Origin of the sequence: Aliiroseovarius sp. S253 (assembly GCF_049800855.1) — a bacterium.
Classification (GTDB): domain Bacteria; phylum Pseudomonadota; class Alphaproteobacteria; order Rhodobacterales; family Rhodobacteraceae; genus Aliiroseovarius.
The window spans coordinates 1,553,842-1,579,195 of sequence record NZ_JBNAFW010000001.1; the positions used below are offsets into that span (position 1 = coordinate 1,553,842).

The 25,354-nt window shown below is 59.3% G+C and carries 31 protein-coding genes; 6 read left to right on the forward strand and 25 right to left on the reverse strand.

Features of this window, described 5'->3' with window-relative positions; all coding sequences use genetic code 11:
- The first annotated feature begins 91 nt into the window (after positions 1 to 91).
- A complete protein-coding gene (locus ACP15F_RS07535; RefSeq protein WP_424940200.1) occupies positions 92 to 427 on the forward strand; it encodes a carboxymuconolactone decarboxylase family protein in 336 nt (111 codons plus the stop codon).
- 327 nt (positions 428 to 754) lie between these two features.
- Here the strand turns inward: ACP15F_RS07535 and cysE are convergent, their stop codons facing one another.
- Positions 755 to 1,558, reverse strand: a complete 804-nt coding sequence (gene cysE, locus ACP15F_RS07540; protein WP_424940201.1) for a serine O-acetyltransferase — start codon at positions 1,556 to 1,558, stop codon at positions 755 to 757.
- Positions 1,559 to 1,642: 84 nt separating this feature from the next.
- Between cysE and ACP15F_RS07545 the strand changes: the two genes are divergently transcribed.
- Positions 1,643 to 1,981 carry a TraR/DksA family transcriptional regulator gene (locus tag ACP15F_RS07545; RefSeq protein WP_424940202.1) on the forward strand — a complete coding sequence of 113 codons (339 nt, stop codon included), beginning with the start codon at positions 1,643 to 1,645 and terminating at the stop codon, positions 1,979 to 1,981.
- On the opposite strand, the gene ACP15F_RS07550 is transcribed toward ACP15F_RS07545, so the two are convergent.
- From ACP15F_RS07550 to ACP15F_RS07665, 24 genes are all read right to left on the reverse strand, one after another.
- Positions 1,962 to 2,264, reverse strand: a complete 303-nt coding sequence (locus ACP15F_RS07550; RefSeq protein WP_424940203.1) for a hypothetical protein — start codon at positions 2,262 to 2,264, stop codon at positions 1,962 to 1,964. The two genes, ACP15F_RS07545 and ACP15F_RS07550, sit on opposite strands and share 20 nt — an antisense overlap.
- The gene (locus ACP15F_RS07555; protein ID WP_424940204.1) at positions 2,265 to 6,191 is read right to left on the reverse strand and encodes a baseplate multidomain protein megatron; all 3,927 of its coding nucleotides are present in this window, start codon (positions 6,189 to 6,191) and stop codon (positions 2,265 to 2,267) included.
- Entirely contained in the window at positions 6,191 to 6,637 is a 447-nt protein-coding gene (locus ACP15F_RS07560) for an NlpC/P60 family protein (RefSeq protein ID WP_424940205.1), read from the reverse strand. Before ACP15F_RS07560 ends, ACP15F_RS07555 begins: the two co-directional genes overlap by 1 nt.
- A 1-nt stretch (position 6,638) precedes the next feature.
- On the reverse strand, positions 6,639 to 7,598 hold the full coding sequence (locus ACP15F_RS07565; protein ID WP_424940206.1) for a DUF2163 domain-containing protein: 960 nt from the start codon (positions 7,596 to 7,598) through the stop codon (positions 6,639 to 6,641).
- Complete coding sequence (locus ACP15F_RS07570) at positions 7,598 to 8,230, reverse strand: phage distal tail protein, Rcc01695 family (protein WP_424940207.1); 633 nt, start codon at positions 8,228 to 8,230, stop codon at positions 7,598 to 7,600. Before ACP15F_RS07570 ends, ACP15F_RS07565 begins: the two co-directional genes overlap by 1 nt.
- Positions 8,231 to 8,263: 33 nt before the next feature.
- Positions 8,264 to 8,926, reverse strand: coding sequence for a phage tail tape measure protein (locus tag ACP15F_RS07575; RefSeq protein WP_424940208.1), 663 nt, complete (start codon positions 8,924 to 8,926; stop codon positions 8,264 to 8,266).
- On the reverse strand, positions 8,926 to 9,144 hold the full coding sequence (locus ACP15F_RS07580) for a rcc01693 family protein (RefSeq protein ID WP_424940209.1): 219 nt from the start codon (positions 9,142 to 9,144) through the stop codon (positions 8,926 to 8,928). Before ACP15F_RS07580 ends, ACP15F_RS07575 begins: the two co-directional genes overlap by 1 nt.
- Entirely contained in the window at positions 9,137 to 9,469 is a 333-nt protein-coding gene (locus ACP15F_RS07585; RefSeq protein WP_424940210.1) for a gene transfer agent family protein, read from the reverse strand. The genes ACP15F_RS07580 and ACP15F_RS07585 overlap by 8 nt, the downstream gene beginning before the upstream one ends.
- 2 nt (positions 9,470 to 9,471) lie before the next feature.
- Positions 9,472 to 9,885 (reverse strand): phage major tail protein, TP901-1 family, encoded by a 414-nt coding sequence (locus ACP15F_RS07590; RefSeq protein WP_424940211.1) that lies wholly within the window; start codon positions 9,883 to 9,885, stop codon positions 9,472 to 9,474.
- A gap of 24 nt (positions 9,886 to 9,909) precedes the next feature.
- Positions 9,910 to 10,320 carry a DUF3168 domain-containing protein gene (locus ACP15F_RS07595; RefSeq protein WP_424940212.1) on the reverse strand — a complete coding sequence of 137 codons (411 nt, stop codon included), beginning with the start codon at positions 10,318 to 10,320 and terminating at the stop codon, positions 9,910 to 9,912.
- Positions 10,317 to 10,655, reverse strand: a complete 339-nt coding sequence (locus ACP15F_RS07600; RefSeq protein ID WP_424940213.1) for a head-tail adaptor protein — start codon at positions 10,653 to 10,655, stop codon at positions 10,317 to 10,319. Before ACP15F_RS07600 ends, ACP15F_RS07595 begins: the two co-directional genes overlap by 4 nt.
- Complete coding sequence (locus tag ACP15F_RS07605) at positions 10,652 to 11,257, reverse strand: head-tail connector protein (RefSeq protein WP_424940214.1); 606 nt, start codon at positions 11,255 to 11,257, stop codon at positions 10,652 to 10,654. Before ACP15F_RS07605 ends, ACP15F_RS07600 begins: the two co-directional genes overlap by 4 nt.
- 165 nt (positions 11,258 to 11,422) lie before the next feature.
- Positions 11,423 to 12,640: a phage major capsid protein gene (locus ACP15F_RS07610; protein WP_424940215.1), complete on the reverse strand. Its 1,218-nt coding sequence runs from the start codon at positions 12,638 to 12,640 to the stop codon at positions 11,423 to 11,425.
- Positions 12,641 to 12,674: 34 nt separating this feature from the next.
- Positions 12,675 to 13,247 carry an HK97 family phage prohead protease gene (locus tag ACP15F_RS07615; RefSeq protein ID WP_424940216.1) on the reverse strand — a complete coding sequence of 191 codons (573 nt, stop codon included), beginning with the start codon at positions 13,245 to 13,247 and terminating at the stop codon, positions 12,675 to 12,677.
- Positions 13,248 to 13,262: 15 nt separating this feature from the next.
- Positions 13,263 to 14,453 (reverse strand): phage portal protein, encoded by a 1,191-nt coding sequence (locus tag ACP15F_RS07620; RefSeq protein WP_424940217.1) that lies wholly within the window; start codon positions 14,451 to 14,453, stop codon positions 13,263 to 13,265.
- A 196-nt stretch (positions 14,454 to 14,649) separates the two neighbouring features.
- Positions 14,650 to 15,915, reverse strand: a complete 1,266-nt coding sequence (locus ACP15F_RS07625; protein ID WP_424940218.1) for a DNA-packaging protein — start codon at positions 15,913 to 15,915, stop codon at positions 14,650 to 14,652.
- A gap of 10 nt (positions 15,916 to 15,925) precedes the next feature.
- A complete protein-coding gene (locus ACP15F_RS07630) occupies positions 15,926 to 16,276 on the reverse strand; it encodes a hypothetical protein (protein ID WP_424940219.1) in 351 nt (116 codons plus the stop codon).
- 176 nt (positions 16,277 to 16,452) lie between these two features.
- A complete protein-coding gene (gene mltG / locus ACP15F_RS07635; RefSeq protein ID WP_424940220.1) occupies positions 16,453 to 17,613 on the reverse strand; it encodes an endolytic transglycosylase MltG in 1,161 nt (386 codons plus the stop codon).
- Positions 17,613 to 18,875, reverse strand: a complete 1,263-nt coding sequence (gene fabF / locus ACP15F_RS07640) for a beta-ketoacyl-ACP synthase II (RefSeq protein WP_424940221.1) — start codon at positions 18,873 to 18,875, stop codon at positions 17,613 to 17,615. The genes mltG and fabF overlap by 1 nt, the downstream gene beginning before the upstream one ends.
- Positions 18,876 to 19,069: 194 nt before the next feature.
- Positions 19,070 to 19,813, reverse strand: coding sequence for a HisA/HisF-related TIM barrel protein (locus tag ACP15F_RS07645; protein WP_424940222.1), 744 nt, complete (start codon positions 19,811 to 19,813; stop codon positions 19,070 to 19,072).
- Positions 19,814 to 19,984: 171 nt separating this feature from the next.
- A complete protein-coding gene (locus ACP15F_RS07650) occupies positions 19,985 to 20,218 on the reverse strand; it encodes an acyl carrier protein (RefSeq protein WP_108856591.1) in 234 nt (77 codons plus the stop codon).
- Positions 20,219 to 20,437: 219 nt separating this feature from the next.
- Positions 20,438 to 21,175, reverse strand: a complete 738-nt coding sequence (fabG, locus tag ACP15F_RS07655) for a 3-oxoacyl-[acyl-carrier-protein] reductase (RefSeq protein WP_424940223.1) — start codon at positions 21,173 to 21,175, stop codon at positions 20,438 to 20,440.
- 69 nt (positions 21,176 to 21,244) lie between these two features.
- A complete protein-coding gene (gene fabD / locus ACP15F_RS07660) occupies positions 21,245 to 22,186 on the reverse strand; it encodes an ACP S-malonyltransferase (RefSeq protein WP_424940224.1) in 942 nt (313 codons plus the stop codon).
- 91 nt (positions 22,187 to 22,277) lie between these two features.
- Positions 22,278 to 22,952, reverse strand: coding sequence for a hypothetical protein (locus ACP15F_RS07665; RefSeq protein WP_424940225.1), 675 nt, complete (start codon positions 22,950 to 22,952; stop codon positions 22,278 to 22,280).
- 346 nt (positions 22,953 to 23,298) lie between these two features.
- Between ACP15F_RS07665 and rpsF the strand changes: the two genes are divergently transcribed.
- The 4 genes from rpsF to ACP15F_RS07685 all read left to right on the forward strand — a co-directional run bounded on the left by rpsF (position 23,299) and on the right by ACP15F_RS07685 (position 25,202).
- Positions 23,299 to 23,655, forward strand: a complete 357-nt coding sequence (gene rpsF / locus ACP15F_RS07670) for a 30S ribosomal protein S6 (RefSeq protein ID WP_424940226.1) — start codon at positions 23,299 to 23,301, stop codon at positions 23,653 to 23,655.
- 15 nt (positions 23,656 to 23,670) lie between these two features.
- Complete coding sequence (gene rpsR, locus ACP15F_RS07675) at positions 23,671 to 23,898, forward strand: 30S ribosomal protein S18 (protein ID WP_005982441.1); 228 nt, start codon at positions 23,671 to 23,673, stop codon at positions 23,896 to 23,898.
- Positions 23,899 to 23,911: 13 nt separating this feature from the next.
- Positions 23,912 to 24,538: a 50S ribosomal protein L9 gene (gene rplI, locus ACP15F_RS07680; protein ID WP_424940227.1), complete on the forward strand. Its 627-nt coding sequence runs from the start codon at positions 23,912 to 23,914 to the stop codon at positions 24,536 to 24,538.
- Between the two features lie 169 nt (positions 24,539 to 24,707).
- Positions 24,708 to 25,202 (forward strand): lipoprotein, encoded by a 495-nt coding sequence (locus ACP15F_RS07685; protein ID WP_424940228.1) that lies wholly within the window; start codon positions 24,708 to 24,710, stop codon positions 25,200 to 25,202.
- The last annotated feature ends 152 nt before the right edge of the window (positions 25,203 to 25,354 follow it).

Consider the following 25,354-nt stretch of genomic DNA (forward strand, 5'->3'; position numbering starts at 1 on the left):
TCGCAATTCTGAATTTATTGACATGGCTCAAGGCGGGACACCTCGCCTTGGGCCATTTGCTTTTCCGAACAGTCAATTTCGGAGAGACAAGATGGACTTCAAAGCCCTGTTGGACGACACCACAGAGAACACCAAATCCTTTGCCGCGGCACACCCTGACGGCGCCAATGGGTTTCGCGCTATGCACAAGGCTGCGTTGGTGGACGGCGCGCTGTCGGTGAAAGACAAAGAGCTGCAGTGTATCGCCATCGGCATTGCCAAACAGTGCAACGACTGCATCGGGTTCCACGTCCGCGCAGCCATCAAAGCAGGTGTTACCCGCGAAGAAATGGCCGAGACCGTGGCCGTCGCGATCCTGATGGGCGGTGGACCCGGCTACATGTACGGCGCGCGTGCCATGGAAGCATTTGACCAGCTTTCGGCCTGAGTTCCACGCCTCAGACACACAAAAGGGCGGCGCAGATGCGTCGCCCTTTTTGTCTTTAGACCATCTGTGCGGTCTTTTTGCTGCCTCTGTTCGGTGTGTTGATTGGACCCGTGGTTCAGGTCATCAACTCAACGATTAACCGGCCACTGCTACAAGAAACACTGCAGAAAACGCCACCACGGTGGCAAGCCAGATCTGTTTCATCTTTGGGGTCTCCCAGGTTATTACCCGGTCCCTATAGATGAAATTTCTGCGGTATCACATTGATTTAGCGCAAATTTGCGGAAATCCGCCGATGGCAGCAGGGCCAACGGCAGGAAGTTCAACTTATTGGATAAGGGTCTGATCCATTTCGACCGACGGGCAGTCACAACCAGCTTCACCGACAATCTTAGCAGGCACGCCAGCCACGGTGACGTTGCAGGGAATCTCTTCCAATACGACGGACCCCGCCGCAATGCGCGAGCAATCCCCGACCTTAATGTTGCCAAGAACCTTTGCCCCGGCCCCAATCAAGACGCCATCGCCAATCTTAGGGTGACGATCTTCGTCTTCCTTACCGGTGCCGCCCAGCGTCACCGAGTGCAGCATCGAAACATTGTCGCCAACCACGGCCGTTTCACCAATCACAATGGAATGCGCATGGTCAATCATGATGCCACGCCCGATCCGTGCACCGGGGTGAATGTCGATGCCGTAGACCTCGGAACAACGCATCTGGATGAAATAGGACAGATCCTTGCGCCCTTCCTTCCACAAGTAATGCGCCAGACGATAGGCTTGCATCGCTTGGAAGCCTTTGAAGAACAGCACCGGCTGCAACATGCGGTGGCAAGCCGGGTCGCGGTCCAGAACGGCGGTGATGTCGGCACGCGCGGCCTCGGCCAGTTCGGCACAGCTGTCATAGGCCTCGTCCGCGATCTCGCGCAGAAGCACCATGCTCATCTCGTTCGAGCTGAGCTTGGCGGCAAAGCGATAGGACAGAGCCTTTTCCAAGGTCTTGTGGTGAAGCACACAGGCGCCGATCAACCCACCCAAAAGGGGTTCTTCGGCGATGGCCAGCTTGGCTTCGTCGGTGATCCGGTCCCAGACGGGATCAATGCGGGTGATGACTGCGCGTTTCTCGGCCATGATGTCTCCTGCGTTGAACAGCTAGAATACACCAGATAGGCTTGAATTTCAAAAATGCAAAGCAGGAATAGATCGGAATTTGCGGTGACCCCGAATGACGTGCAGCAATTCAAGGACCGCCTGCTGGCCGAGTTGGCCGAGTTGGACCTTGATGATGCGCGCGGGGCGGAAGGGCAGAAGGTTGTGACGCTGGACCAACAGGCGGTCGGGCGGTTGTCGCGAATGGATGCGCTGCAAAATCAGGCGATGGCAAAAGCCACCCAGAATCGTCGCACTGCCCAGCGCCAAAGGATCATCGCTGCCTTGGTGCGGATAGACGAAGACGAGTTTGGCTATTGCGAGGATTGCGGTGAAGAGATCGCAATGGGGCGGTTGGAGTTGGACCCCACCGCCCCAAAATGTGTCAGCTGCGCTGCCGGGTAAGCCGCGCATGCCGCGCTTTCAGGGCGGCATAGACGGTCAGCAAACAGTCCAGAAAATCCGGATCGTCATGCAGCGGCTCGGCCTGTCTTGGCAGAGACATCGCAACCGATCCAAGGCTTCCATTGCCCCAGCGCGGATGCACCCGGCCCAGCGCCCGACGGTAACGATCCGCCGCGTCGGCCCGGTGCAACATGGCAAGCATCGCGCCGGGCCGTCTGCGCGGCCCAAGCGCCAGAAGCGCACAGGCCGCTGCCATGGCATCACCAGGCAAGACTGGCCGCATTTAGAGCGTCACCTGAAGCTGGGTATATACCCCCGGACCAAAGCGTTCCGAGATTTGGGCAATCTCGACCGTATACGGCCCCGTTACCAGATCGGCGGCACGCAGAGCAGAGGAGTAGCTCCAAGTGGGGCCGGCTACATCCAGTTCACGTTTCACGCTTCCCCCGTCAATGATCCGAACGCGGTAACGCTCGTCCACCTCGCCCAACGGAACCTCGGTGTCACCCCAATGATCGCCGTCGATCCGGGTGCGGCGAACCCAGCTTATCTGATGGTCCCCGCCTTGTTCTAGCACGGTCAAATGCGCAGGTGCATAAGGGCGCAGCCCGTTGCCTTTGAACTCAAGAACCTGATGCAGGTAGGACGCGTCCGTATATGCCTTACGTGCCGGACCGATGCGATAATGCCTGATCAACCCTCGGGCGGACGACGCCAGCGGGATCTGCTCCTGCGACCCATCCAGCATCACCACATAGCTGCCTGCTGGCCAAGTGGATGGCATGGTAGCATCCGTTCCCAACTGTCCGCGCAAACGCAGGCTAAGATCATAGGTCTGTGCGTCCACCAGATCGGCAGTGGCGAATTGCAGGATCTCCCAATTGTCCGGGCTGCCATCCCCGATGGCAATCACGTTGGCCCCGTTCAGCAGGTCATCGACCGATACTGACGACAAGGTCGCCGCCGAAGACAGTTTAACCCGCAAGGCTGCGCCCCGGTCCAGCACGCCCGAAGGCGCAGTGACCAGATCAGTTTCCGTCACCCCAATAATCGAGCGCGCCTTGACGGTTTCGATCCGGTTGTACCCATTGTCACTGGCGGACCGATAGATCGCGACATTGCCCGGCCAAGGATCAGCCGTGATAGCGATATGCGGCGCGTGGGGCACTTCGTCCCCGGTCAGTAAGGGCAGATCCATGAACAAGGGGAACACGGGGGCCGGCGGGATATAGGGCTTCACCGCAGGCGCAGGTTCAATACTGTCTGAAGGCAGAAACAGCCCCGGTTCGACCCTTACGGCCCGGATATTCTGAACGCCTGCGTGTTCCACATGATCCACACGAAAATGCTCGGTCCCGGCGTCGGTTTCCAGCTTCAACACATCCCCTGCCCCTTTGGGCAGTTCAGAAGGGGGAAGCGCAAAGCTTGCCGTATCGCGCGCCACACGAGCTTCGGACAACCAGCGTTCGGTGATCGCGCGGGCCTCGGACCGCGTCAAGATCAACGGGATCTCGGATGTGGACACTGAATAGCTGGTTTCATCCGGGAAGATGGCCTCGACCGCGCGGATGTCATAATCCCCGCCGCTTTCGATATAGTTCAGGCGAACACGCCCTGCCAATTCGGCTTCGGGCGCGCGGATGCGTTCAAGCGTAGTGTCTCGTTCGGTCGACAGTGCCATCTTCTCGGGATCAAGAACATAATCCGGCCGCCCCGTGCGGGAAGCAAAGATCAAAACGCCTTCACGTTCGGACACTTCAAACCCATAGGCCAGCATGAGCGGCTGAAGCGCGGCCCGCGCGCCGCCTATCTGGTCCACCACATAGCCTCGCACCAAGCCATAAAGTTTGGACACGTCATAGCGCGTCACACCCGAACGATCACAGATCTCGCTGACCACTGATGCCAGAGACCGCGACGACGCGCGCCCATTCAGCCAATGCCCGCGATCGTAATTCGCCCCGTCGCTCCACAATCCTTTGCGGTTCGGGAACTGCGGGAAGGGTCGCGTATCCCACGCCCAAACATGGGCACGGCTCATATCCAGCATCTGGACACCCGTGGCGCTGTGAAGCGGGTTGTGCGTGCTGTCCCCCCAATAGTCATACATCGCTCGCAGGTACTGCGCCTGCATCAGGTCATCACGACGACCGCTGGAATAGCGTGGCAATGCACTTTCCGAGCTTTTGGGGTCAAGAAACTTGTTGGGCTGGTTGGCGCCCTTGTCGATGGCCGCGCATCCTAGTTCGGTGAACCAGAAAGGTTTCGATCCGGGCAGCCAGTCGGTTGGGGTCACATCGCGCACGCCATCGATACGGTTGTGGTGCGAATTCTCCCACCAGCCGCGCAAATCTTTATATCGATACACCCAATCCTCGCCATGAGCTCCATCGGTAATCGGCGTGCGGATCTGCAATTCTCGTGCGTCTGGGGTCTTGTAATACCAATCAAATCCTTCGCCGCCTTCGATATTGGCCTTGAGATACTCGAGGTTATAGATCGCGCCATGTGTTGCATCCGCATGATCGAACCCATCACGCCAATCGGACAGAGGCATGTAGTTGTCGATACCGACAAAGTCGATCTCGTCATGGCTCCACAGGGGATCGAGGTGAAAAAATACGTCCCCCGACCCATCCTGCGGCTGATAGCCGGAATACTCGGACCAATCCGCTGCATAGGAAATCTTGGTACCTGCACCCAGAATGCCGCGCACGTCATCGGCCAGCTGTCGCAGCTGATCGACCACCGGGAAGCTGTTGCCCGGACCACGGATCTGGGTCAGGCTGCGCAACTCGGACCCGATCAGGAAGGCATCCACGCCGCCCGCAGATTTACACAAATGTGCGTAATGCAGGATGAATCGCCGGTACGAGAACTCGCTCGGGCCAGTATAGTTCACACCCCGCCCCGTAACTGTGAAGTCCGATGGCTGCGCGTTACCAAAAAACGCGTTGACCTGTGACACCGCCCCAGCGGTCCCGTCCGGGGTTCCAGTGTGATGCGGAGCCAGTGTGGTGGTGATCCGACCACGCCATGGCAATTCGGGCTGCCCGATTTGACCAGACCAGGGATCGAACAACGTATTGCCTTCCATCTGCTCCATAAGGATGAAGGGATAGAAGGTGGCCTTGCGGTTATATTTTGATGCAAATGCGATCGCCTCTTTCACCGCCTGATCCGATGGCGTCCCGCCATAGACCGGACGGTCGTTCTCGTCCCGCGGTACCAGCCCGGCTTGGCCGCGCGACACGCCGCTAACTGTCCACGGCATGGATCTGCCATCCATTTGCTTTTGCTCGACGCGCGGGCGGATCTGACAAGAACCGCAACGCAGATCATCCCCGAACCAAGACACGACAAGCGCCGTGTTTTCGCAGTTGGGCATCTCTTGGCGCATCTGGCGATAGGACGTCACGAAGTCCGTTTTGCCCGACGGGTTGTTCAGGTTTGACCCGCCACTGACACCCGGCCCGCCATCATAGTGAACGGCTGAAGTCGCCATCGCGTATTCCCCCGTCCCAGGGATCAGTGCCACGGCCTGAGTACCGCGTGCGACCTCTTTGTCCTGATATGGCTGCTCGGGTCGGAAGACCTCGAAACTGAATTGCGGCACACGGTTGCCGAACTGCGTGACATCCAGATCCTCGATCACCACATAGGCGATGCCGCGATAGGTAGGCGCCTTCCCGGCGCCTTTGACGGCTTCGATCTTGGGATCAGGCAGTTGGCTTTCGGTGCCTTTGTAGACACGGATGTTCAGATCGCTCTTCTCGACCTGGTTTCCATCCGCCCAGATACGACCAACTCGCGTAACTTCACCTTCGCACAGAGCAACGGCCAGACTGATCGTATAGCTATAGGTCGTGATCTCGGGCTCAGGGGGTTTGGGCGGACCTTTGCCGCCATCGCCACCTGTGGTCGTTGTATTCTCTTTAAAACGGGTGGACCAGATCACCTGCCCGCCCAGACGTGCGCGCCCATAGATCATGGGGATTGCAGTGCCTTCTGATGCACCGCTTAGGCGCAGCCGATCGACACGCCCGGTCTCGATCGGTTCGGACCCTTCGCCCAGAATACGACTGTCGATTGCCTGACCAAGAGTGGCCCCGATGGCCTTGCCGATCACGACCGATGACAGGCCCAGAACCCCGCCACCAATCGAGGCGCCGGCCGCAGCACCTACGGCAGAAAGAAGTATCGTCGCCATCAGCTTGTCCTTTCAGGAAATTCAAAGCACGCCACGACGCGGCGCGCCCAAGGTGTCGAAAGCGGGCTTTCGACGACCCCGTGCCCGCCATAGGCGTGGATAAAGGAAGGGGTCGGACCCACGTTGGTGACAAAGCCAAGATGCTTGGCCACCGCATCCGAGCGCATCCGAAACAGCAGAATGTCCCCTGGCTGCCGATCCTCTGGGGGTTTCGCCACCAGATAGGATTGCGCTGCTTGCCACAGGGCCTCTTGCCCGTCGGTCTCGGACCAATCCGAGGTATAGGGGGGCACCTCAACAGGCTCCTGCCCTAGCACAGCCCGCCAGACGCCACGCACCAAGCCTAGACAGTCACACCCTGCCCCCTTCTGCGAGGCCTGATGCACATAGGGCGTCCCCAACCACTCCTGCAGCTCTTGCAGTATAAATGCCTGTGTCTGCGCCATATTAGCCCCCCGAGATCGGATTGAACGGATTGACGTCACCATCACCAGAGATCAGATCCTGAAGATCCAACGTATCGCGACCATCGCCACCATCGTTGCGACCAGAGGGGATTGGATAGGACATCAACCAGTCTTCGCCAGGAATGTCTGGAAACCCGCGGAAATTCAAAAAATTGTTAAACTTCACGCGACAGGTGCGGGGCAGCTTGTCACAGCCCGCTTCCAGGCGCACCCGATCCCCGGGCTGCATCACGGCGCGCAATGCTTCCCACAGCTCGATGGTTCGTGTGCCGTCTTCAGCCTTGGTGTCGTTCTTGATGATCCCGCTCAAGCCCTCCGCCTCGCCACTGAGCACCATAAGGCGTCCACGAACGAACCAATCCGCCGGGTAAAGCGCCATACCTTCGAACCGGAACACGGTCTCTTCATCATTGCCGACCAGATCCAGCTCGATCGAATACCCGGTCTGATCCAGATCGAACCGGCATCTTTCGTCGCCCAGAACCGCCGAGCATGGCGACTGATAGGCCCGACCTTGCGGCTGGTTCATGGCTTCGCTCAACCCGTTCAGCTCGGCTCGGAATCCACCTGCTTCGCGCGACAGTTCGCCAACCTTTCCGCGAAAACGCAGATAACGCTGCGAGACGTCTCGCCAGTTGACCAACCAGGCCTCGACTTCGGCTCCGTCATAGCGTCCGGCGCGAATGTCTTTTTCGCTGATCGCATCCGTGGACAGGACGCCCAAGGCTTCGGTGTTGTCGACCGATAGACCGGTGGTCTGGCTTAGCGCATGGGCAGTCATGCCGGTATCGGCCTTGTAGATGACCTCATCCATATGGACGTCCAGATCATGGTCGGTAAAGCCATACACCGCACCATCACGCCGCGTGACTTTCCACAACCGTGCAACCGTTGTGACCCCTTTGCCCAGATGGGCCTGAAACTCGGCTGAGATCGCCATCAGACACGCACCTCGACCACGGGAACGTTGGGGGCTTCACCGGCCTGAAAGGACGCGACCGACGTATGCACCCGATCGGTATCAAACCGCACCGGCACATCAAATTCATAGCCCGCCGTGACCTCTGCTCCATCCTCTGGGGCAGTGATGAAGGTGACCACCCCGGTGGTCAGATCCACGCTATACTGCGTGCCTTCGATCTGTGGATCGCCCTTCAATCCCAGTTTCACCGTGCCATCCACAGGTTTTTGGATTGGACGGTCATATGTATCCGTGCCCGACCGGTAGGTCTTGATCAGCTGAAACTCGGTCTTGGCCCCATCCCCCCAGCCGATGATCTGATCCGTAAATGCGGGATCAGCCGAGGGCAGACCGCTTTTGAAATCCGACCAGTCCTTCCAGCGAAACGCGTGCAACTGCCCGCGCCGCGCCTCGAAAAACGCAATCAGAAGCTCGACATCGTCAAGCGAGCGCATGCCGATCCCCGCGTCATAGCGACGGCGGGAGTGCTCCCACGGGGTGTTGCGTTCTTCAAACCCGTTGGCCAGCGTCACCACTTCGGTGCGTCGTTCAGGACCGCCAACCGAGCCGAAGCTCAGATTGGCCGGGAAGCGAATTTCGTGAAAGGACATGGCGAACCCTCCTAAGGTCGTAAAATCAGGGGATCAGCGGTGACGTTGCCCACGCGCAATGGCGCGCTGGACATTGACCGCGATCTGGCTTTGCGACCGGCGGAAGCTTTCCACATCCGGGGTCGAGATATTCATGGTGATGTTGACGGGCTGCCCGCCGCCCTGAGTGCGCACACCCAGACGCCCATCCGCCCCGCGGCTTAGCGGCATGATGGCTTCCGGCCCGGCCTCGCCCATCAGACCCGTGCCGCCCCGCATCGGGAAGGTCGTCGCTTGAGACACGACGCCACCCTTGGCAAAGGGCATTACACGGCCCTGGCTGAAGGCCCCTCCGTTGGCGAAAGGCAGAAACGCGTTCATAACCGCGCCTGCGCCCTGCCCCAGAATGTCTCCGAAATGGTTCGTCACCGGGTTGATCGCCGCGTTGAACGCCGCGTCGGTCATCGACCGCGCGACCTCTTTCAAGGCGTCCGACAGCTTCATGCCGTCAAAGGCCAAGCCTTCGAAGGCGCGCCGCAACCCGGACGAAATGCCCGACGACAACGTGCTGACATCCGCACTTAGATCCGAGATCGTCGAATGCATCCCTTTGAGTTCAAAAATGAACCCGGTCGTCATCTGTTGCGCGCCGCCAAGCGCGGCTTCCAGTGCGTCAATCTGGTCTTCGAAACCGTCGATACTGTCCAGTCCAGCCATCACATGCCCTTTCCATTGGGATCGCACGGTTCATCTGGGAACGCGCGCGCAAGCTCTTCCAGCCGGGATCGCAGGCAGGTGGCAGGTTGCCCTTCCAGCCCGGCCATCACAGCCAATTCGATGGGGGTCAGCGCCCAGAACTGATCCGGGCGCAGCCCCAGTTTTCCAAGGCCAAGGCGCATCAGGCCCGGCCAATCGAACCCGCCGGGCTCAGACACCGGTGACCTCACTCGGGATCAGGGCGAAGGCACGGGTCAGAAGCTGTCCTGCTGCCTTGGCCGCTTCCACCGGACCGCCCTGAATTTCGGCGGCCAGCAGATCGGTTGCCGACCCTTGCCAGCCCCCGCCGCGCAGCCCGGCCACGATCAGCGCCAGCACATCACGGCTGGAAAACTGCCCGCTTTCGAACCGCTCGACCAAGGACACGATGGATGCCTCGCCCAGCTGCTCTTCCAGCTCGGCCAGCGCCCCCAGCGTCAGCTTCAGCACATGAGATGTGCCATCGATCACCAGCGCCACTTCGCCCGTCCACGGGTTCGCCATGATCACAGCGCCGTAAAGGTCAGTTCGCCGGCCGAGGCCATCGACAGCTCATACGTTGCCTCGCCGTTATGCGATCCCGCATACTCGATCGAGGTGATCATGAACGGGCCTTCGACCACGCCGAATTCAGGGACAATCACCTGAAAGCTCGGCACTTCGTTGTCGAAAAAAATCTGTCGCGCCCGTTCGTCGGTCGAGGCGTCCTTGAACACGCCCGAGCCCGAGATCGAGGCCGATTTCACACCCGCCCCACCCAGCAGTTCGCGCCAACCGCCCGTGCTTTCCAGGCTGGTCACATCAACGCTTTCTGCGTTGAAACTCAGGCGCGTGGCCCGAAGGCCCGCAATGGTCTCGAACACACCGGTGTCGGTCATGTCGAGCTTGATCAGAAGGTCTTTGCCGTTTTGCGCAGCCATAGGATCACTCCGTATTGAAAAGGGTTAATTGTCTTCGACACGCGCGCGGAAGATCAGGTCGATGCGACGCACATCCGCGTCTTCAACCCGCCGCGCCCGCGCACGATGAAAGTTCAGGTAAACAAGGCTGCCGCGTGCCAAAGACAGGCTAGCATCCACCAATGCGTCACTGACCGCCGCCGCGACTTCTTTCGCGGCCTGAAAGCCCGCCGCATCTGTGACCACGCTGATCGTGACCTCATGCAGCGCGCCCTGCCCCGTCATGTCCGAGCGCTCACGCACGTCTTCAGGCCCGAGGCTGACATAGGTGCCAGTGATGATACCCGCAGGCACCGCGTCATAGATTGCGCCGGCAACCAAATTGGACAGGTCCGTATCTGCCGCGAGGTGTTGATAGATGGCCTGTTGCAGGGCCGCAGATACACCATAGCTCATGCCGATACCTCCTCTTGCGAGAAACAGGTCAGGTATTGCGCACCAGCATACGCTTCGGTCACTGCAAGGATGCGGAAGATCCGCGAGCCGTCGCGAAAGCGCTGATCCGGCTTCGGGCGAGACGGCGCACCGTCAGGAGCTGCCCGTACCGTGATCCGAAAGGCAATCGACGAGACGGTGGCAAAACCCGCGGCACGTTCTCGGCCGGAGCCATGTTTGACCTCGGCCCACAGCTCTCCAAGCGTTTGCCAGCTTTGGGTGAAGCCACCCGCGCCATCCGCGACGCGAACAGGCTCTTCCAGCGACAGTTTGCGGTTCAGGTTGGGACGTGTCATGCCGCCCCCCCACCGCCAAACAGGCGCACAGTGCGATAGCGTTGCAGCAGGGCAGTGATTGCAGCAGGCAGATCACCTTGCCCCATCACAGCCCCATCGGCGCGGTTCTCGTAATAGGTTGCGGCCAACATCATCACCGCTTGCGCCAGATCGGCCGGAAGATCAGCCCACGTGGTGCCAAAGCCGGCTTCGAATCCGATCACGGCCTGACCGCCCACGGGAATGGCGGGCAAACACAGCCCGGTCGACACAAGACGGGGGCGATGCATATCCGGCTCCAGCCCATAGCGGGTTGGGTCGATCACCTCGGTCCCGCCCAAGCGGTCATGGATCTCAAGGCTTAAAACCTGGGTCACAGGTGCCACCGGCAAGGCTTGCGACGCCAGATCGCGCCAAGCGGTCAAGGTCCAGGTAAACGCACGCGACAGAAGGATCTTTCCGGTGCGGGCCTCGATCGCGGCCATGGCGGCCCGAAGGTAGGTTTCCAGCACCTGATCCTGCACCCCGTCATCGGCAAACCCGGTTCCCAGCCGCAGGTGGTCCTTGAATTGGGCGACCGGAAGGGCCGTGCCCGGCACTGTGGTCTGCTCGACTAACATCATGGATCATCTCCGAAATTCGGGCCCCTCACGTCATTGGGGAAAGGGTGGGCGCGCACCGTCCGTATTGCTCGGACGGAGGGGGAGCAGCTAGACAACACGGGGGGTGGTCGGTGCGCGCCCTGCCCCGTGACAGCCCAAAAGCCATCACGGGATCAGGTCTGGCTCTTACGAAGCCGAGAACTTCAGAAGCTTGATCGCTGCAAAGTCGCTGACATCACCGCCTACGCGCTTGGTGGCATAGAACAGGACATGCGGCTTGGCCGAGAACGGGTCACGCAGGATGCGCGTGTCGGGACGTTCCGCGATGGTATAGCCGTTGGCGAAGTCACCAAATGCGATCGACATGCTGTCGGCACCGATGTCGGGCATGTCCTCGACGATCAGAACCGGATATCCGATCAGACGGGCCGGTTCGCCAGCCACGGTCGCATCCGACCACAGGAAGCGGCCATCTGCGTCCTTCAGCTTGCGCACAGCGCCCACAGTTTTCGAGTTCATTACGAAGACCGCGTTGGCACGATAATCTGCACCCAAAGCATAGATCAGGTCGAAGATCGCATCGCCTGGGTTGGCGGCATTAAAATCACCGGCCTCGCCGGTGGCGACGTAACCCAGGTTGCCCCAAGCCCAGCTGCCGTTGTCGACAGCGGTATGGTTCAGAATGCCCACAGGCTTCTCGACGCCGTCACCGTTGATGAACGCACCGCTTTCTGCACGCGAGAACTTGTCGGCAATGCGACCAGCCAGCCAGCTTTCGATATCAAATGCGCTGTCATCCAACAGGCGCTGCGACACTTTCGGCAGGGCCGACAGCTCGTGCAGAGGGATCGAGATACGGTCGATCTGCGGGGTGCCGGTTTCAGTGGACGAACCGGTTTCCGATGCCCAGCCGGTGATCAGATCACCCTGATCGATCAGAACGTCATAGGCAGTGCCTTCGACATTCACCACATTGGCAACCGAACGCAGCGAGGCGGCGCCGTTCAGGACCCCTTTGATGGTGTCAGCAGTCACCGGGTCGACCAGATAACCACCGTCCGCTGCCACAGCCGACGACATGGCTTTGCCTTCCAGATCAATACCACGCAGCGCATCATCATCGCCCGAACGGACATAGGCTTCGAAGGCTTTTTGGTGCGGCGCTTCCAGATCGGCAGCGGCGGCAAGATGCGGGCGGCCCGCGGTGGTGTTAGATTTGCGATCCAGCATGGTCAGTCGCTCTTCCTGTTGTTTAAGTTTAGTGGAAATGTCTTCGTGAAACTGATTGATATCACTCACGAAACCAGCCAGCGCGGTCTTCACCTCGGCAGCCGGAGTGGGGCCTGAAACCTGGCCAGCAGGCATCGCCGACTGGCCCAGAGCCTTCGTCTCTTTGTTGCTCATCTTTGGGTCCTTTTCAGGGGTTCAGATCGCTGGCTCAGGCATTGCGGGCCAGCATCAGGCGCGCGTCCACAAGGGTCGCGGCCAGTTCACGCAAGGTGGTGTCATCGGCATCAAGCGCATCGCCCTTTGCCCCCACCCGCGCTGTCGGAAGCATGGGGAACGTGACAAGCGACACCTCCCACAGCTCCAATTCCGTCAAAAGTCGTCCGCCCGTCTGGGTCTTTGTCGACTTCTTGGTGCGATATCCGATGGACAGACCGTCAATGGCGCCCACCTCGATCAGGGCGGCAGCCTCGCGGCCTTTTTCGACATCGCTCAGAATACGACCCTTCACATAAAGGCCCTTGGTATCCTCGCGAACCTCATCCCAAATCCCGATGGGTTGGGCCGGGTCGTGCTGCCAGAGCATTTTCACGCCGCGCCCTTTGGCTTTCAGCTCGTCCAGCGATTTGCCATAGGCCCCACGGGCCACGACATCGCCGCCATTGTCGACCTGATCGAAAAAGCTGGCATAACCGTCGATCTGAATGCCCTCGGCGGTCAGGACTGTCTCGCCCAGCTTGACGAACTTGTGCTCAAGCTCGAAATCGGTGTGGTAATCACCCATAGTATGCGCCCTTTCTTATTGGTCTTGTGCCAGTGGCGGCAGGCCCAGCAGGCTGCGCTTTTCGGCATCTGTCAGAAAGCTCGCTTCGGCCACGCGCGCCCATTGCTGGTCACGTTCAGCAGCCAATGCAGGCACCTGATCCAGATCCGGTTTCAGCTTCACCGCCTCGTCCGAGAACCCTGCCAGCCAATGGCCAACGCTGGCCGCAACGCGCGACACCAACGGCACCACCGTCAGGCGATAGAAGGCACGGCTGGCCTCTTGGTAATTGGCATAGGTGGCATCTCCCGGAATGCCGATCAGCATCGGCGGCACCCCGAAGGCCTGCGCAATCTCGCGCGCGGCGGCTTCCTTGGTTTTCTGGAATTCCATGTCCGAGGGGCTGAACCCCATCGGCTTCCAATCCAACCCGCCTTCTAGCAGCATCGGCCGTCCGGCATTGCGTGCACCCACGTGATGGCTCTCCATCTCGGACAGCAGGCGATCATATTGATCCGCACTCAGCTGCGCCTGCCCATCTGCCCCCTTGAAAACAATCGCGCCCGAAGGTCGCGCCGCATTGTCCAGCAGCGCCTTGGACCAACGACTTGCCGCATTGTGCACGTCAATCGCCGTGGCCGCGGCCTGAAGCGGAGACAGCCCGTAATGGTCATCCTGCGGGTGGAACGCCTTCACATGACAGATCGGCGAGGTGCCTTCCCCCACATGAAAGCGGTGTTTGCGCGACCCGACCGTATAGTCATAGGCCACCGGCCAACCATCCGTGCCAGGCACCAAAGCCATCCGGTCCGAGCGCAGCACGTGCAGCTCGCGCGGTTGGCCATCTTCGCCCAACACGGCTTCCAGATAGCCGTTCCCGGTCAGCAGAAGCTGCCCGAAAAAGGCCTCGAACAGCTCAGCCCGGCACTGCGCCGCATTCGGACGCGACAGCAGGTCCAGAAGCGGGTGCATATCAAAGCGCTGCTGGTCGTCCTGCAGTACCAAAGGCAACGCGCTGGCGGCCTCGGCGATCAGCTTGACCGACCGAAAGCCGACAGGGTTTGCCGAAAACCCGGTGCGGGTCAAGCTGACCGTGTCGCGCGGGCTCCAGGCAACGCGGCCTGCATTTCCATAAGCGATGACCGGCCCGGTGGCCGATGCTTTTACCTCGCCCGGCATCTCGGCCTTTGCGTCATCCGCGCCTCGCTTCAGAAAATCAAATACCATGCGCCTTGGCTCCTTGGTTTCGGTTTCCGGTCCCCCGGCATCCCCCGGGCAAACCTGTCCTGTCCGGGCAAAACGCATGCGCGCGGCCCAGCGGTCATTCTTGTCATTTCGTGATCAGGCGGGGCTTAGGACCCATCGGGCTTTTTGCCCCGCCTTTCGATGTTTGGCACTTTGCCAGTGAGGGTTAAAAAACTCTTTAACCCAGCGAACGCACCTGAGGTCTGCGGTACGATGCAACGGGCTCGATGATCAGCTCATGCAGGGCCCAGACCAGCGCATCCACGCGGTCAGGGCTGCCTTTGCCTTCATACCCTTGACCGGTCATACGGCACATCTGATCCTCAAGCTGGGCCATATTTCCGGCATGGGACACGCGCCCCTGTTCATAGAGCGCCGCCACAGGCTCGGCCCGCGTGGCTTTGCCCCGCGTCGCGCGCACGGCCTTATACGGCACCGTCGCATCAATCTGACGGATCACGCTTTCCACAAGGTCACCACCTTGGTTGACCTCGGCCACCAGACGATCCGCCTGATGGCGCTCCATCGCGTTCAGCGCGGCCTCGGCCCATTCTGATGGGCTGGCCGCCGTCACAGTCGCATCTTCCAGCACCACGGCCTTCCAGTCGCCGGGTGGTCCTTTCGCAAAGACACCCGCCACCACGATCCCGCATTCGTCCGAGCCTTTATGGCCCGTAACCGGCGGATCCACCGCGACCACGATCCGGTCCAGCACAGGCGTCTCAGACCCCAAACGATGCTTGTCCAGCATCGCCATGGTCCATAGCGCGCCTTCCGTGTCTTCCAAAAGCACACCATCCAGCTCTTGCCGCCCCAATCGCGTGTCCGCGTAGCGTGTACGCACTTCGTCCAGAAAGCTTTTCGCCAGATAAGCGCGATTGGCTTCCGTCGGAGCGTGCGTGGTCACGGTCGAGGGATTCTTTAGGATCTGTTTCAGCACCCCAACATTGCGCGGGGTGGTCGTGACGCATTGGCGGGGATGTGTGCCAAGGCGCAGCCCGAATTGCAGCATATCCCACGTGTCCTCGGCCTTCTTCCACTTGGCCAACTCGTCCACCCATGCCGCATCGAACTGCGGTCCACGCAGACTTTCCGGCTCATGGGCCGAGAACACCTGCGCAATCGCCTCATTGGGCCAAACCAGCCTGCGTCGCCCGGCCTCCCATACCGGGCGACGATCCGGGGGCGAGCACGCCAGAATGCCGCTTTCCCCAAACACCATGACTTCGCGCACCTGATCGATGGTTTCGCCGACCAAGGCCACGCGGCGCGAGCGGCCGGGGTCCAACGGCCCCGCCCCCTCAACCTCGGCCCGCACCCATTCGGACCCAGCGCGAGTTTTCCCCGCGCCACGCCCACCCATGATCACCCATGTCCGCCAATCCCCCTCGGGCGGCAGTTGGTGATCTAAAGCCCAGAATTCAAACAGATAGGGCAGCGCCATCAGCGCCCCATCACTCAGATCGTTCAGAAAGCTCTCGCGCTCGTCTTGCGTCGCGCAGGCAAGCCAGTCTGCGCCCGATTTCGTCTCGGGCCTGAGCAAGGTTAAGCTCTGCTGCCCCTCCGCCGCCAAATCCGGCTTTACCACTTTGTTCAAGACGTTTCCTTTCTTCGAATACCGTTTGCATGGCGCGGCGCACCTCGGTCATGGCCTTCGCCAATTCCGGAGTGGTTTCGCACCCATCCGTTTCCGCCGCCGACAACTGGCGGTCCAACTCTTTCAAAACACGCAGAAAAAACGAGTCCGCGATCTTCAGGTAATCTTCCGAAGCTGCGTCCTTCCCCAAGGGCGTGATAATTGTCATTCTTTTCTTGTTGCCTCTCATGCTCTTGCCCGCACAAGCGACATGAAAAAACGGCCCCGGGCGGATGCCCAAGGCCGTTGAATTCACGTCTTCTAGCGTATGTCAGAGACTACACGGGACCGAACGTTCGGTCAAAAAGCAACGGGCGGAGGCCGCCCGCTACGGTAAGAAACGCTTTACTGATTGGCGCGTTCGGCTTCGATCTTGCGCCATTCCGCCACGTTGGCGTTGTGCTCGGCCAAGGTTTCCGCAAAGGCGTGACCGCCGGTGCCATCTGCCACGAAGAAGATAAAGGGCGTGCTGTCCGGGTTCAATGCAGCCTCGATGGCAGCCCGTCCCGGATTGGCAATCGGGGTCGGCGGCAGCGCATCAATCACATAGGTATTGTAAGGCGTTTCCCGGCGCAGCTCGCTTTGGCGCAGACCGCGCCCAAGGCTGCCCTGCCCCTTGGTGATGCCATAGATGACCGTCGGGTCCGTCTGCAGACGCATCCCTTGGTTCAGGCGGTTCACAAAGACGCTGGCGACCTGACGACGTTCCTCGGCCAGACCGGTTTCCTTCTCGACGATGGACGCCATCACCAGCGCCTCATCGGCACTTGCATAAGGCAGATCAGCCGCGCGGTTGTTCCACGCTTCGGCCAGAATTTCGACCTGAGCGTCCTGCATCGACGCAATCAGCCCTGCGCGATCTGCACCGACTTTCACTTCATAGCTGTCGGGCGCAAGGCTGCCTTCGGCGGGAATTCCGGCAATCTCACCCACCAGAAAATCTGCGTTGTTCAGGCTGTCGACAACCTGCCAGCTGGTCACACCTTCTGCGACAGCGATCCGGAACCGGGTGTCACTTTCATCGCGCTTCTCAAGATAGGTCGCGGGGGCGTCGCCCTCTAACTCAGCCGGTTTAAACTCAGCCGTAATCTTGTAACCCTGCGTGGCCGGGTCCAACTCGCGCACCTGCACTTCCGCCGACAGAACGCCAACGCGATACAGAATTTCCGTTCCGCAAGTCGAGGCCCCGCCCCGCGTCACGATGTCCACGATCTCTTCCATCGAGGCACCATCCTGCACAAGGAACGATCCCGCCTTCAGCGCGCTCGCCTTGTCGGAGTACTCAACGCCAATTCGGAATATGGACGCGTTTGAAATCGCCCCTTGCGCTTCCAGGTTATCAGCCAAGCGCGAGAATGAACTGCCGCGTTCGACCCGCAAGCAGATGGTTTCTGCCAAGGGGCCTTCAGCCGTGTATTGCCTTTGTCCCCATGCCACCACGCCGACCGCGACGATCAGAATGACAATGAACAGGCTCAGCGCGTTAGACGCGATATTGCGCCACATCAGTCAGCAACCTTCCCCATGACAAGGCTGGCATTGGTGCCGCCAAAGCCAAAGCTGTTGGACAGAGCGATATTGATCTCGCGTTTTTCAGCCTTGTTGGCGGCCAACGACAGGCGCGGCGCGATGGCCGGGTTGTCCAAGTTGATAGTAGGCGGCGCGATCTGGTCACGGATGGCCAAGATGCAGAAAATGGCTTCTACCGCGCCCGCAGCGCCCAGCAGGTGACCAATCGACGACTTGGTCGAGGACATCGTGGCCGTATCCGCCGCATCGCCCAGCAGACGCTCAACTGCACCCAGCTCTACCGTATCCGCCATGGTCGAGGTGCCGTGTGCGTTGATGTAGTCAATTGCAGCAGGCTCAAGCCCAGCTTTTCCAAGGGCTGCTTGCATCGCACGGAAACCGCCGTCGCCATCTTCGGCGGGTGCGGTGATGTGGTAGGCATCGCCCGACAGGCCATAGCCCAGCACTTCGGCATAAATCTTCGCGCCACGCGCCTTGGCGTGTTCGTATTCTTCCAGAACCACGATACCAGCGCCCTCGCCCATGACAAAGCCGTCGCGGTCTTCGTCATAGGGGCGGCTTGCAGACTGCGGATCATCCCCGCGTTTGGTCGACAACGCTTTACAGGCGTTGAAGCCTGCAATGCCCAGCTCGCAAATCGCGGCCTCGGCACCACCGGCAACCATCACGTCCGCATCACCCGACTGGATCAGTCGGCTGGCGTCACCAATGGCGTGTGCACCGGTCGAACAGGCCGTCACAACCGAGTGGTTCGGCCCCTTGAAGCCAAACTTGATCGAGACCTGGCCCGAAATCAGGTTGATCAGCGAACCGGGAATAAAGAAGGGCGACACACGGCGCGGGCCGCGTTCGTTCAGCAGGATCGAGGTGTCGGCAATCGTCGACAGGCCGCCAATGCCTGATCCGATGATCACGCCAGTGCGCAGCAGGCTTTCCTCGTCCTCGGGCAACCAATCGGCGTCTTTCACAGCCATTTCAGCTGCTGCCAGACCATAAAGGATGAAATCATCGACCTTGCGGCGCTCTTTCGGCTCCATCCAGTCGTCCGGGTTGAAGGTGCCGTCGGTGCCATCACCCAGCGGTACTTCGCAGGCATATTTCGTGGTCACGCGCGAGGCGTCAAATTTCGTGATCGGGCCTGCGCCGGACTGTCCGTCCAGAATACGCTCCCATGTTTCCTCGACGCCGCTTGCCAGCGGAGAAATCATGCCCAATCCTGTTACAACCACTCGACGCATTTTGGTGCCCTTTCCCAGGTTTTCAAATGTCCCGGCGGTGATAGCGCGCCTAGGCATGATGGGGCAAGCCGAATCCGATCACAGGTGGAAGCTCGCCGATCAAGGCGAAGCGCGAACACTCCAGAAAAACACCGGCCAAAGACAAACATGCCTCTGTTTTTGGTCTTCGGCCAGATGATTGGTTTCGCCCGGGTTCAGATAAACTCGGCTTTCGGTTCAGGAGTGGGCCGCGCAACTTCCAAAGCGTCGTTCAGATCCACGTTCTTCGAAAACAAAGCCCGTCCGATCAGAGTGCCCGCGATATTGGGCACATATTTCAACCGCGCGACATCATCCAGCTCGTGGATGGTACCAGCTGCAATCACCTGATGTTTGGTTTTGCCTGCTAACGCGCTTAGAAGACCCAATTGCGCATCAGGTTGCTCGATATCGCTGTCGATATCCGTAATCAGCACACTGGCCAGCGGTACATCCGCATAGGACGCCAGGAAGCTTTCCGGGGATATCGCAACCGGATTGCGCCAGCCATCCGTCATCAAATTCCCCTGCCAGACATCGGCAGCCAAAACAATCTGATCCGGGTGCCGGTTCGCAAGCTCTTTCACCATGGCCGGATCGCGTGCAGCCACGGTTCCCAGCACAACACGTCCCGCGCCCTTTTCAATCCAAGCCTCAGCCATGTCACGGGTGCGGATGCCACCTGCGACCTGCACCGAGCACCCGGCCGAATTGATAATGGTTTCGATCAGCTCGGCATTGTCGCCTTCACCTGCAACAGCATCGAAATCGGTTACTTGGATCCAATCAGCCCCGGCCTCGGCAAACCCCTGTGCTGTTTCCACGGGATCCACATGCCAGATCGACGGCTCTTCAAGACGACCGCGATGCAATGTAACGCAGCGTCCGTTCTGCAGCTCAAGTGTCGGATAAATGATCATGGAGCATCTCCTTCGCCAAACCATTGATGGTTTAGTGAAGTTTAGCACAGACGGATATGAGCGCCTAAATTCGGCTCAATCCACACTGAAAGCGGCGACAAAAGGAGTTTTCGCACAAAAAAACGGCCCATCCGAAGATAGGCCGTCTTTGAAACTCTAAGTCCTGAAAGATCAGGCAGCTTCTGTGATGAATTTCACAGCGTCGCCGAAGGTCTGAATGGTTTCAGCAGCGTCGTCCGGGATTTCAATGCCGAACTCTTCTTCGAAAGCCATTACCAGCTCTACGGTGTCCAGGCTGTCAGCGCCCAGGTCGTCGATGAACGAGGCAGTCTCGGTGACTTTGTCCTCTTCAACACCCAGGTGCTCAACTACGATTTTCTTCACACGATCTGCGACGTCGCTCATGATCAATCCTCACGTTAGTTCAGGGCTTGGCCCTTTTCGTTTGACCCGTTTGGGCCGCTAAGTTTCCCGCGCGTAACGCCGAGACCCCCAGCCCATATGGACTGCCCTCTTCGGGCTAATGGGGTAAACCTGCGCCGCCTATAGCACATCGGTGAAGATAGGCAAACGCTTTCGCGGTACAAGGGCACAGTCAAATTTTTCCTGACCGCGCCCACCGCCTTAAAGCATAGCCATGCCACCGTTTACATGAAGCGTCGTGCCGGTGGTATAGCCTGCCTCGTTTGAGGCCAGATACAGAACAGCCGCCGCAATTTCGTCCGGCGATCCCATGCGGCCAGCAGGAATCTGCGCCAATGTGCCCGACTTCTGATCATCGGTCAGCTTTTCGGTCATAGCGGTGCCGATAAAGCCCGGCGCAATGCAGTTTGCGGTGATGCCTCGGCTGGCAACCTCATAGGCGATGGATTTGGTCAGACCGACCATACCTGCTTTGGATGCCGCATAGTTCACCTGCCCCGGATTGCCGGTCGACCCGACGATCGAACCGATATTGATGATCCGGCCCCAACGCGACTTCATCATCGGACGCATTACGCCCCGGCACAGACGCATGGTCGATGTCAGGTTCACGTTGATCACGTCATCCCAATCCTGATCAGACAGGCGCATGAACAGTTGGTCGCGGGTGATCCCGGCGTTATTCACCAGAATATCGACGCCGCCCATAGCTTCCACAGCCTGTTTGGGCAGCGCGTCTACCGCTTCGCCATCCGAAAGGTTGCAGGGCAGCACATGGGCGCGTTCTCCCAACTCAGCAGCCAGAGCTTCAAGGGGCTCTACGCGGGTGCCCGACAGCGCCACGGTGGCACCAGCGGCGTGCAACGCTTTGGCAATCGCCCCACCAATACCGCCGGATGCGCCCGTAACAAGGGCATTTTTTCCAGTCAGATCAAACATCTGCTTATCCTTCTTCACGTTACCAGTCACCCCGCATTCGGGATCCATAGACCGGCTGAATTGTTGTGATTATCCGTTCAGCGCTTCCACAGCGGCCTTCACATCGTCAGGCGTGCCAATCGCGCGGGTGGCCACCGATTTGTCGATCCGCTTGATCATACCAGACAGGGCTTTGCCTGCACCGATCTCCCAAATCTCATTCACACCATGCTCGGCCATCCACGCCACGCTTTCACGCCAGCGCACTGAGCCGGTCACCTGCTCAACAAGAAGCGAGCGGATCAGCGCCGGGTCCGCAACTTCGGCAGCGCGTACGTTTGCCACCAGAGGCACAGCTGGGGCGTTCATTTCCACGTGTACCAGGGCCTCGGCCATCACTTCGGCCGCGGGCTGCATCAATGCGCAGTGGAACGGAGCACTTACCGGCAGAAGAACCGCACGGCGGGCACCCTTGCCTTTGGCAATCTCGACCGCGCGTTCGACGGCTTCCTTGTGGCCGGACACAACCACCTGTGCAGGGTCATTGTCGTTGGCCGCCTGACAGATCTGCTCATGAGCCGCTTCAGAAGCAACCTCGGCGGCAGTGTCGAAATCCAATCCCAGAAGGGCCGCCATTGCGCCAACGCCGACCGGCACAGCTTCCTGCATGGCCTTGCCACGTGTGCGCAGTAGACGTGCAGTATCTGCAATCGTCAAAGCGCCCGCAGCTGCCAGGGCCGAGTATTCGCCCAGCGAGTGTCCAGCAACGTAAGACGCAGCATCAATCGAAACGCCTTCGGCTTCCAGCGCACGCATGGTGGCCAGCGACGTGGCCATCAAAGCTGGTTGTGCATTTTGGGTAAGTGTCAGTTCGTCCTGCTCGCCTTCCCAGATCAAAGAGGACAGTTTTTCACCAAGCGCCTCGTCGACCTCGTCGAACACTGCTTTTGCGGTGGGATAGGCATCTGCAAGGGCCTTGCCCATACCAATGCTTTGGGCACCCTGCCCGGGGAATACGAATGCGCGGGTCATGGCCCCTCCTCTTCATGCCAATGGCTTTAGCAAAGGGGATACCCCGCGTGGCCGCGGGGTGCAAATGGTTTGGGGGAATTGGGACGTGCGATCAGGCAGCGTGGAAGGCCAGACCATTCGTGCTTGGCGCCATTCCGGCAGACCGGCGGCTTTCAAAGCTGGGGACAGCCAGCCCACCACGGTCGTCTTTCAGATCACGCAGCAGGCGTTCACGAATGGGACGCAAAAGCTGTTCGGGGCCCGACAGGATCTCGATCGCAGTCATATTGTCCTCACCGTCATCAAGACGCAGATACAAACTCGCATGAGATGCCTTCCCTGCAGCCTCTTTCGACGACAAGAGCAGCCCTTTAACATCTTCAAAGGGAACCGACGCTTGTGCCTCGAACTCATTCTTGGAATTGATACGGCCACGGCGCACAGTTCGGTTGTAAATATCAACTTGCGTCGTTGCGATCCCGTTATCACGGCCGAACATATATAGAAGTCCGCCCAAGCCAATGAATAGGCAGGTCAAACCCAGTTTCATCGTCAGCAGAACGGCATCATCCTGAACCGGGGCATTCGGCAAAACCCACAACCCGACCGATGAAATAACAAGTGCGCCACCCAGAAAACGGCAGAACGCCCGCAGCATCGAACCGCCACTTTCAACCCCCACCTGATCCGTCAGCGAATATCCCCACTGTGCGGGGCTAAGCAGTACCGGTTGCGCCGAATGAGACGTTTCCGAGCCAGGCTGAGGAAGTTGTGAGACCATCGTCATAGCGCAAGACCTTCTTGTTTCAGAGTGCGGCTTGAACTTATGGCAGCATGTTCAAGCTCGAATTACGCGCCCAAGTTAAGGACGTTGGAGTATTGATCCACCTGAAGTGTGACAGCATTTGGGCAGCCAATAGGTTAAAGCGAGGCCATAGTTTGTGCAGACTGGTTCCAACATGGCTTTCCTAGCCCTATAAACCTGACGCAAACGCCTTGCGCGACTTGGTCAGACGTGTATAAGGCACCGTCCTTTCCGTAAGTGAATGAACCGCGTTGCCTCTCGTGGATGGGTCGCGGAAAGGTTTTGGCCCATTCTTTGAAGCGCGCTTGAAAATAGAACTGGAGTTCACATGCCCCTTTACGAGCATGTCTTCATCTCGCGTCAGGATCTGTCCAACGCGCAGGCTGAGAACCTCATCGAACATTTTGGCACCGTACTGGGTGACAACGGCGGTAAAGTCGTTGACAGCGAATACTGGGGCGTCAAGACGATGGCTTACAAGATCAACAAGAACCGCAAAGGCCACTATGCCTTCCTGAAGACCGACGCTCCGTCGACGGCCATTCAGGAAATGGAACGCCTGATGCGCCTGCATGACGATGTTATGCGCGTTCTGACCATCAAGGTCGACGATCACGCCGAAGGCCCGTCTGTTCAAATGCAAAAACGTGACGAACGCGGCGACCGCCGTGGCCGTGACCGTTAATCGGAGGTCTAACTCATGGCAGCTAAACCGTTTTTCCGTCGCCGCAAGGTATGTCCCTTCTCGGGCGACAACGCACCGAAGATCGATTACAAAGACACCCGTCTTCTGCAGCGCTACATCTCTGAGCGTGGCAAAATCGTTCCTTCGCGTATCACCGCCGTTTCGGCAAAGAAGCAGCGTGAACTGGCCCGTGCTATCAAGCGTGCCCGTTTCCTTGCTCTGCTTCCCTACGCCGTTAAGTAAGGGGACCTGATCAATGCAAGTTATCCTTCTGGAACGTGTGGCCAAGCTGGGCCAAATGGGCGACGTCGTTGACGTAAAGCCCGGTTACGCACGCAACTTCCTGCTGCCTCAGGGCAAAGCTCTGTCGGCTTCGGACGCAAATATCGCGTCGTTTGAAGCTCAGAAAGCTCAGCTGGAAGCCAACAACCTTGAAACCAAGAAAGAAGCAGACGCTCTGGCTGAAAAGCTGGGCGGCGAGCAGTTCATCGTGATTCGCTCGGCTTCGGATGCTGGTGCACTTTACGGCTCGGTCACCCCGCGTGACGCCGCAGATGTTGCCACTGAAGCTGGTTTCACCGTCGACAAGAAGCAGATCATTCTGACTGCTCCGATCAAATATCTGGGCCTGCACACCGTCACCGTACGTCTGCACCCGGAAGTCGAAACCGAGATTGGCCTGAACGTGGCTCGCTCGGAAGAAGAAGCCGAATTGCAGGCTTCGGGCAAGTCGATCCAAGAACTGGCCGCTGAAGCAGAAGCTGAAGCCGAGTTCGAGATCGCCGAGCTGTTCGACGACATCGGCGCAGCCGCATCGGACGACGAAGATCTGGCCCCGGCAGGCGACGACGCCCCCGCCGCAGAGGCTTCGGAAGAAGAGTAATCTTCTTTCCACACAAGATCAGAAAGGCCGCTCAATCGAGCGGCCTTTTTCTTTGGGGCAGCAGCTGTTCGAGATCGCCTGCATTATTGAGCTCCAGCCAATTGGCCAAATCTGGCCATATCACTTCACCGTGCTTTCGTGTGATCTGCAGCCCGTCTATGCTGCCTGCATGATCCATTGCACCCGCCGAACCGCCCTCGCCTCGTTCGCTGCCCTTGCTTTGACCGCCTGCGGTCGTCGCGGGCCCCGCGACGTCCCGGTTACAGTCGCATCGGATGGCTTTAACCCGCCGCTCTATCCCAATGAGACTCCAGAATTGCGCGCCTTAATCAACAAATGGGCCGACCATTACGAGATCCCGCGCGAGCTGGTGCACCGTCAAGCCGTTCGCGAAAGCACGCACCGTCCATGGGCACGTAACGGGCCCTATTGGGGCCTTCTGCAGATCTTGCCGCAGACCGCTCGCACCATGGGCCATCGAGGCCCTGCTGAAGAGCTATTGGACCCGAATATTAACCTGAAGTACGCGGGTAAGTACCTGCGCGGGGCGTATATGGTGTCAGGTGGTAATATCGAAGGTGCGATGAAGTGGTATGCCCGTGGCTATTACTACGAGACCAAGAGGCTCGGCTTGCTCGTCGAGACGGGGTTGAAACCGAACTGAATGCAATCGGCGGCTCATCCAGATGGATGAGCCTGGGGGCTTTGCCCCCATGTGCCGCCCTTCTGGCGTCCCATTCCCCCAGGATACTTAAGGTAAGAAAATGTACAGCTAGAACGAAAAAAGGCCGCCCCAGATGGAGCGGCCTTTCGGAT

Excerpts from the sequence above, each read along its gene's own strand:
- ACP15F_RS07535 (WP_424940200.1), top strand. The coding sequence starts at position 92 with ATGGACTTCAAAGCCCTGTTGGACGACACCACAGAGAACACCAAATCC.
- cysE (WP_424940201.1), bottom strand. The coding sequence starts at position 1,558 with ATGGCCGAGAAACGCGCAGTCATCACCCGCATTGATCCCGTCTGGGAC.
- ACP15F_RS07550 (WP_424940203.1), bottom strand. The coding sequence starts at position 2,264 with ATGCGGCCAGTCTTGCCTGGTGATGCCATGGCAGCGGCCTGTGCGCTT.
- ACP15F_RS07555 (WP_424940204.1), bottom strand. The coding sequence starts at position 6,191 with ATGGCGACGATACTTCTTTCTGCCGTAGGTGCTGCGGCCGGCGCCTCG.
- ACP15F_RS07560 (WP_424940205.1), bottom strand. The coding sequence starts at position 6,637 with ATGGCGCAGACACAGGCATTTATACTGCAAGAGCTGCAGGAGTGGTTG.
- ACP15F_RS07565 (WP_424940206.1), bottom strand. The coding sequence starts at position 7,598 with ATGGCGATCTCAGCCGAGTTTCAGGCCCATCTGGGCAAAGGGGTCACA.
- ACP15F_RS07570 (WP_424940207.1), bottom strand. The coding sequence starts at position 8,230 with ATGTCCTTTCACGAAATTCGCTTCCCGGCCAATCTGAGCTTCGGCTCG.
- ACP15F_RS07575 (WP_424940208.1), bottom strand. The coding sequence starts at position 8,926 with ATGGCTGGACTGGACAGTATCGACGGTTTCGAAGACCAGATTGACGCA.
- ACP15F_RS07585 (WP_424940210.1), bottom strand. The coding sequence starts at position 9,469 with ATGGCGAACCCGTGGACGGGCGAAGTGGCGCTGGTGATCGATGGCACA.
- ACP15F_RS07590 (WP_424940211.1), bottom strand. The coding sequence starts at position 9,885 with ATGGCTGCGCAAAACGGCAAAGACCTTCTGATCAAGCTCGACATGACC.
- ACP15F_RS07595 (WP_424940212.1), bottom strand. The coding sequence starts at position 10,320 with ATGAGCTATGGTGTATCTGCGGCCCTGCAACAGGCCATCTATCAACAC.
- ACP15F_RS07600 (WP_424940213.1), bottom strand. The coding sequence starts at position 10,655 with ATGACACGTCCCAACCTGAACCGCAAACTGTCGCTGGAAGAGCCTGTT.
- ACP15F_RS07605 (WP_424940214.1), bottom strand. The coding sequence starts at position 11,257 with ATGATGTTAGTCGAGCAGACCACAGTGCCGGGCACGGCCCTTCCGGTC.
- ACP15F_RS07610 (WP_424940215.1), bottom strand. The coding sequence starts at position 12,640 with ATGAGCAACAAAGAGACGAAGGCTCTGGGCCAGTCGGCGATGCCTGCT.
- ACP15F_RS07615 (WP_424940216.1), bottom strand. The coding sequence starts at position 13,247 with ATGGGTGATTACCACACCGATTTCGAGCTTGAGCACAAGTTCGTCAAG.
- ACP15F_RS07620 (WP_424940217.1), bottom strand. The coding sequence starts at position 14,453 with ATGGTATTTGATTTTCTGAAGCGAGGCGCGGATGACGCAAAGGCCGAG.
- ACP15F_RS07625 (WP_424940218.1), bottom strand. The coding sequence starts at position 15,915 with ATGGCGCTGCCCTATCTGTTTGAATTCTGGGCTTTAGATCACCAACTG.
- ACP15F_RS07630 (WP_424940219.1), bottom strand. The coding sequence starts at position 16,276 with ATGACAATTATCACGCCCTTGGGGAAGGACGCAGCTTCGGAAGATTAC.
- mltG (WP_424940220.1), bottom strand. The coding sequence starts at position 17,613 with ATGTGGCGCAATATCGCGTCTAACGCGCTGAGCCTGTTCATTGTCATT.
- fabF (WP_424940221.1), bottom strand. The coding sequence starts at position 18,875 with ATGCGTCGAGTGGTTGTAACAGGATTGGGCATGATTTCTCCGCTGGCA.
- ACP15F_RS07645 (WP_424940222.1), bottom strand. The coding sequence starts at position 19,813 with ATGATCATTTATCCGACACTTGAGCTGCAGAACGGACGCTGCGTTACA.
- ACP15F_RS07650 (WP_108856591.1), bottom strand. The coding sequence starts at position 20,218 with ATGAGCGACGTCGCAGATCGTGTGAAGAAAATCGTAGTTGAGCACCTG.
- fabG (WP_424940223.1), bottom strand. The coding sequence starts at position 21,175 with ATGTTTGATCTGACTGGAAAAAATGCCCTTGTTACGGGCGCATCCGGC.
- fabD (WP_424940224.1), bottom strand. The coding sequence starts at position 22,186 with ATGACCCGCGCATTCGTATTCCCCGGGCAGGGTGCCCAAAGCATTGGT.
- ACP15F_RS07665 (WP_424940225.1), bottom strand. The coding sequence starts at position 22,952 with ATGACGATGGTCTCACAACTTCCTCAGCCTGGCTCGGAAACGTCTCAT.
- rpsF (WP_424940226.1), top strand. The coding sequence starts at position 23,299 with ATGCCCCTTTACGAGCATGTCTTCATCTCGCGTCAGGATCTGTCCAAC.
- rpsR (WP_005982441.1), top strand. The coding sequence starts at position 23,671 with ATGGCAGCTAAACCGTTTTTCCGTCGCCGCAAGGTATGTCCCTTCTCG.
- rplI (WP_424940227.1), top strand. The coding sequence starts at position 23,912 with ATGCAAGTTATCCTTCTGGAACGTGTGGCCAAGCTGGGCCAAATGGGC.
- ACP15F_RS07685 (WP_424940228.1), top strand. The coding sequence starts at position 24,708 with ATGATCCATTGCACCCGCCGAACCGCCCTCGCCTCGTTCGCTGCCCTT.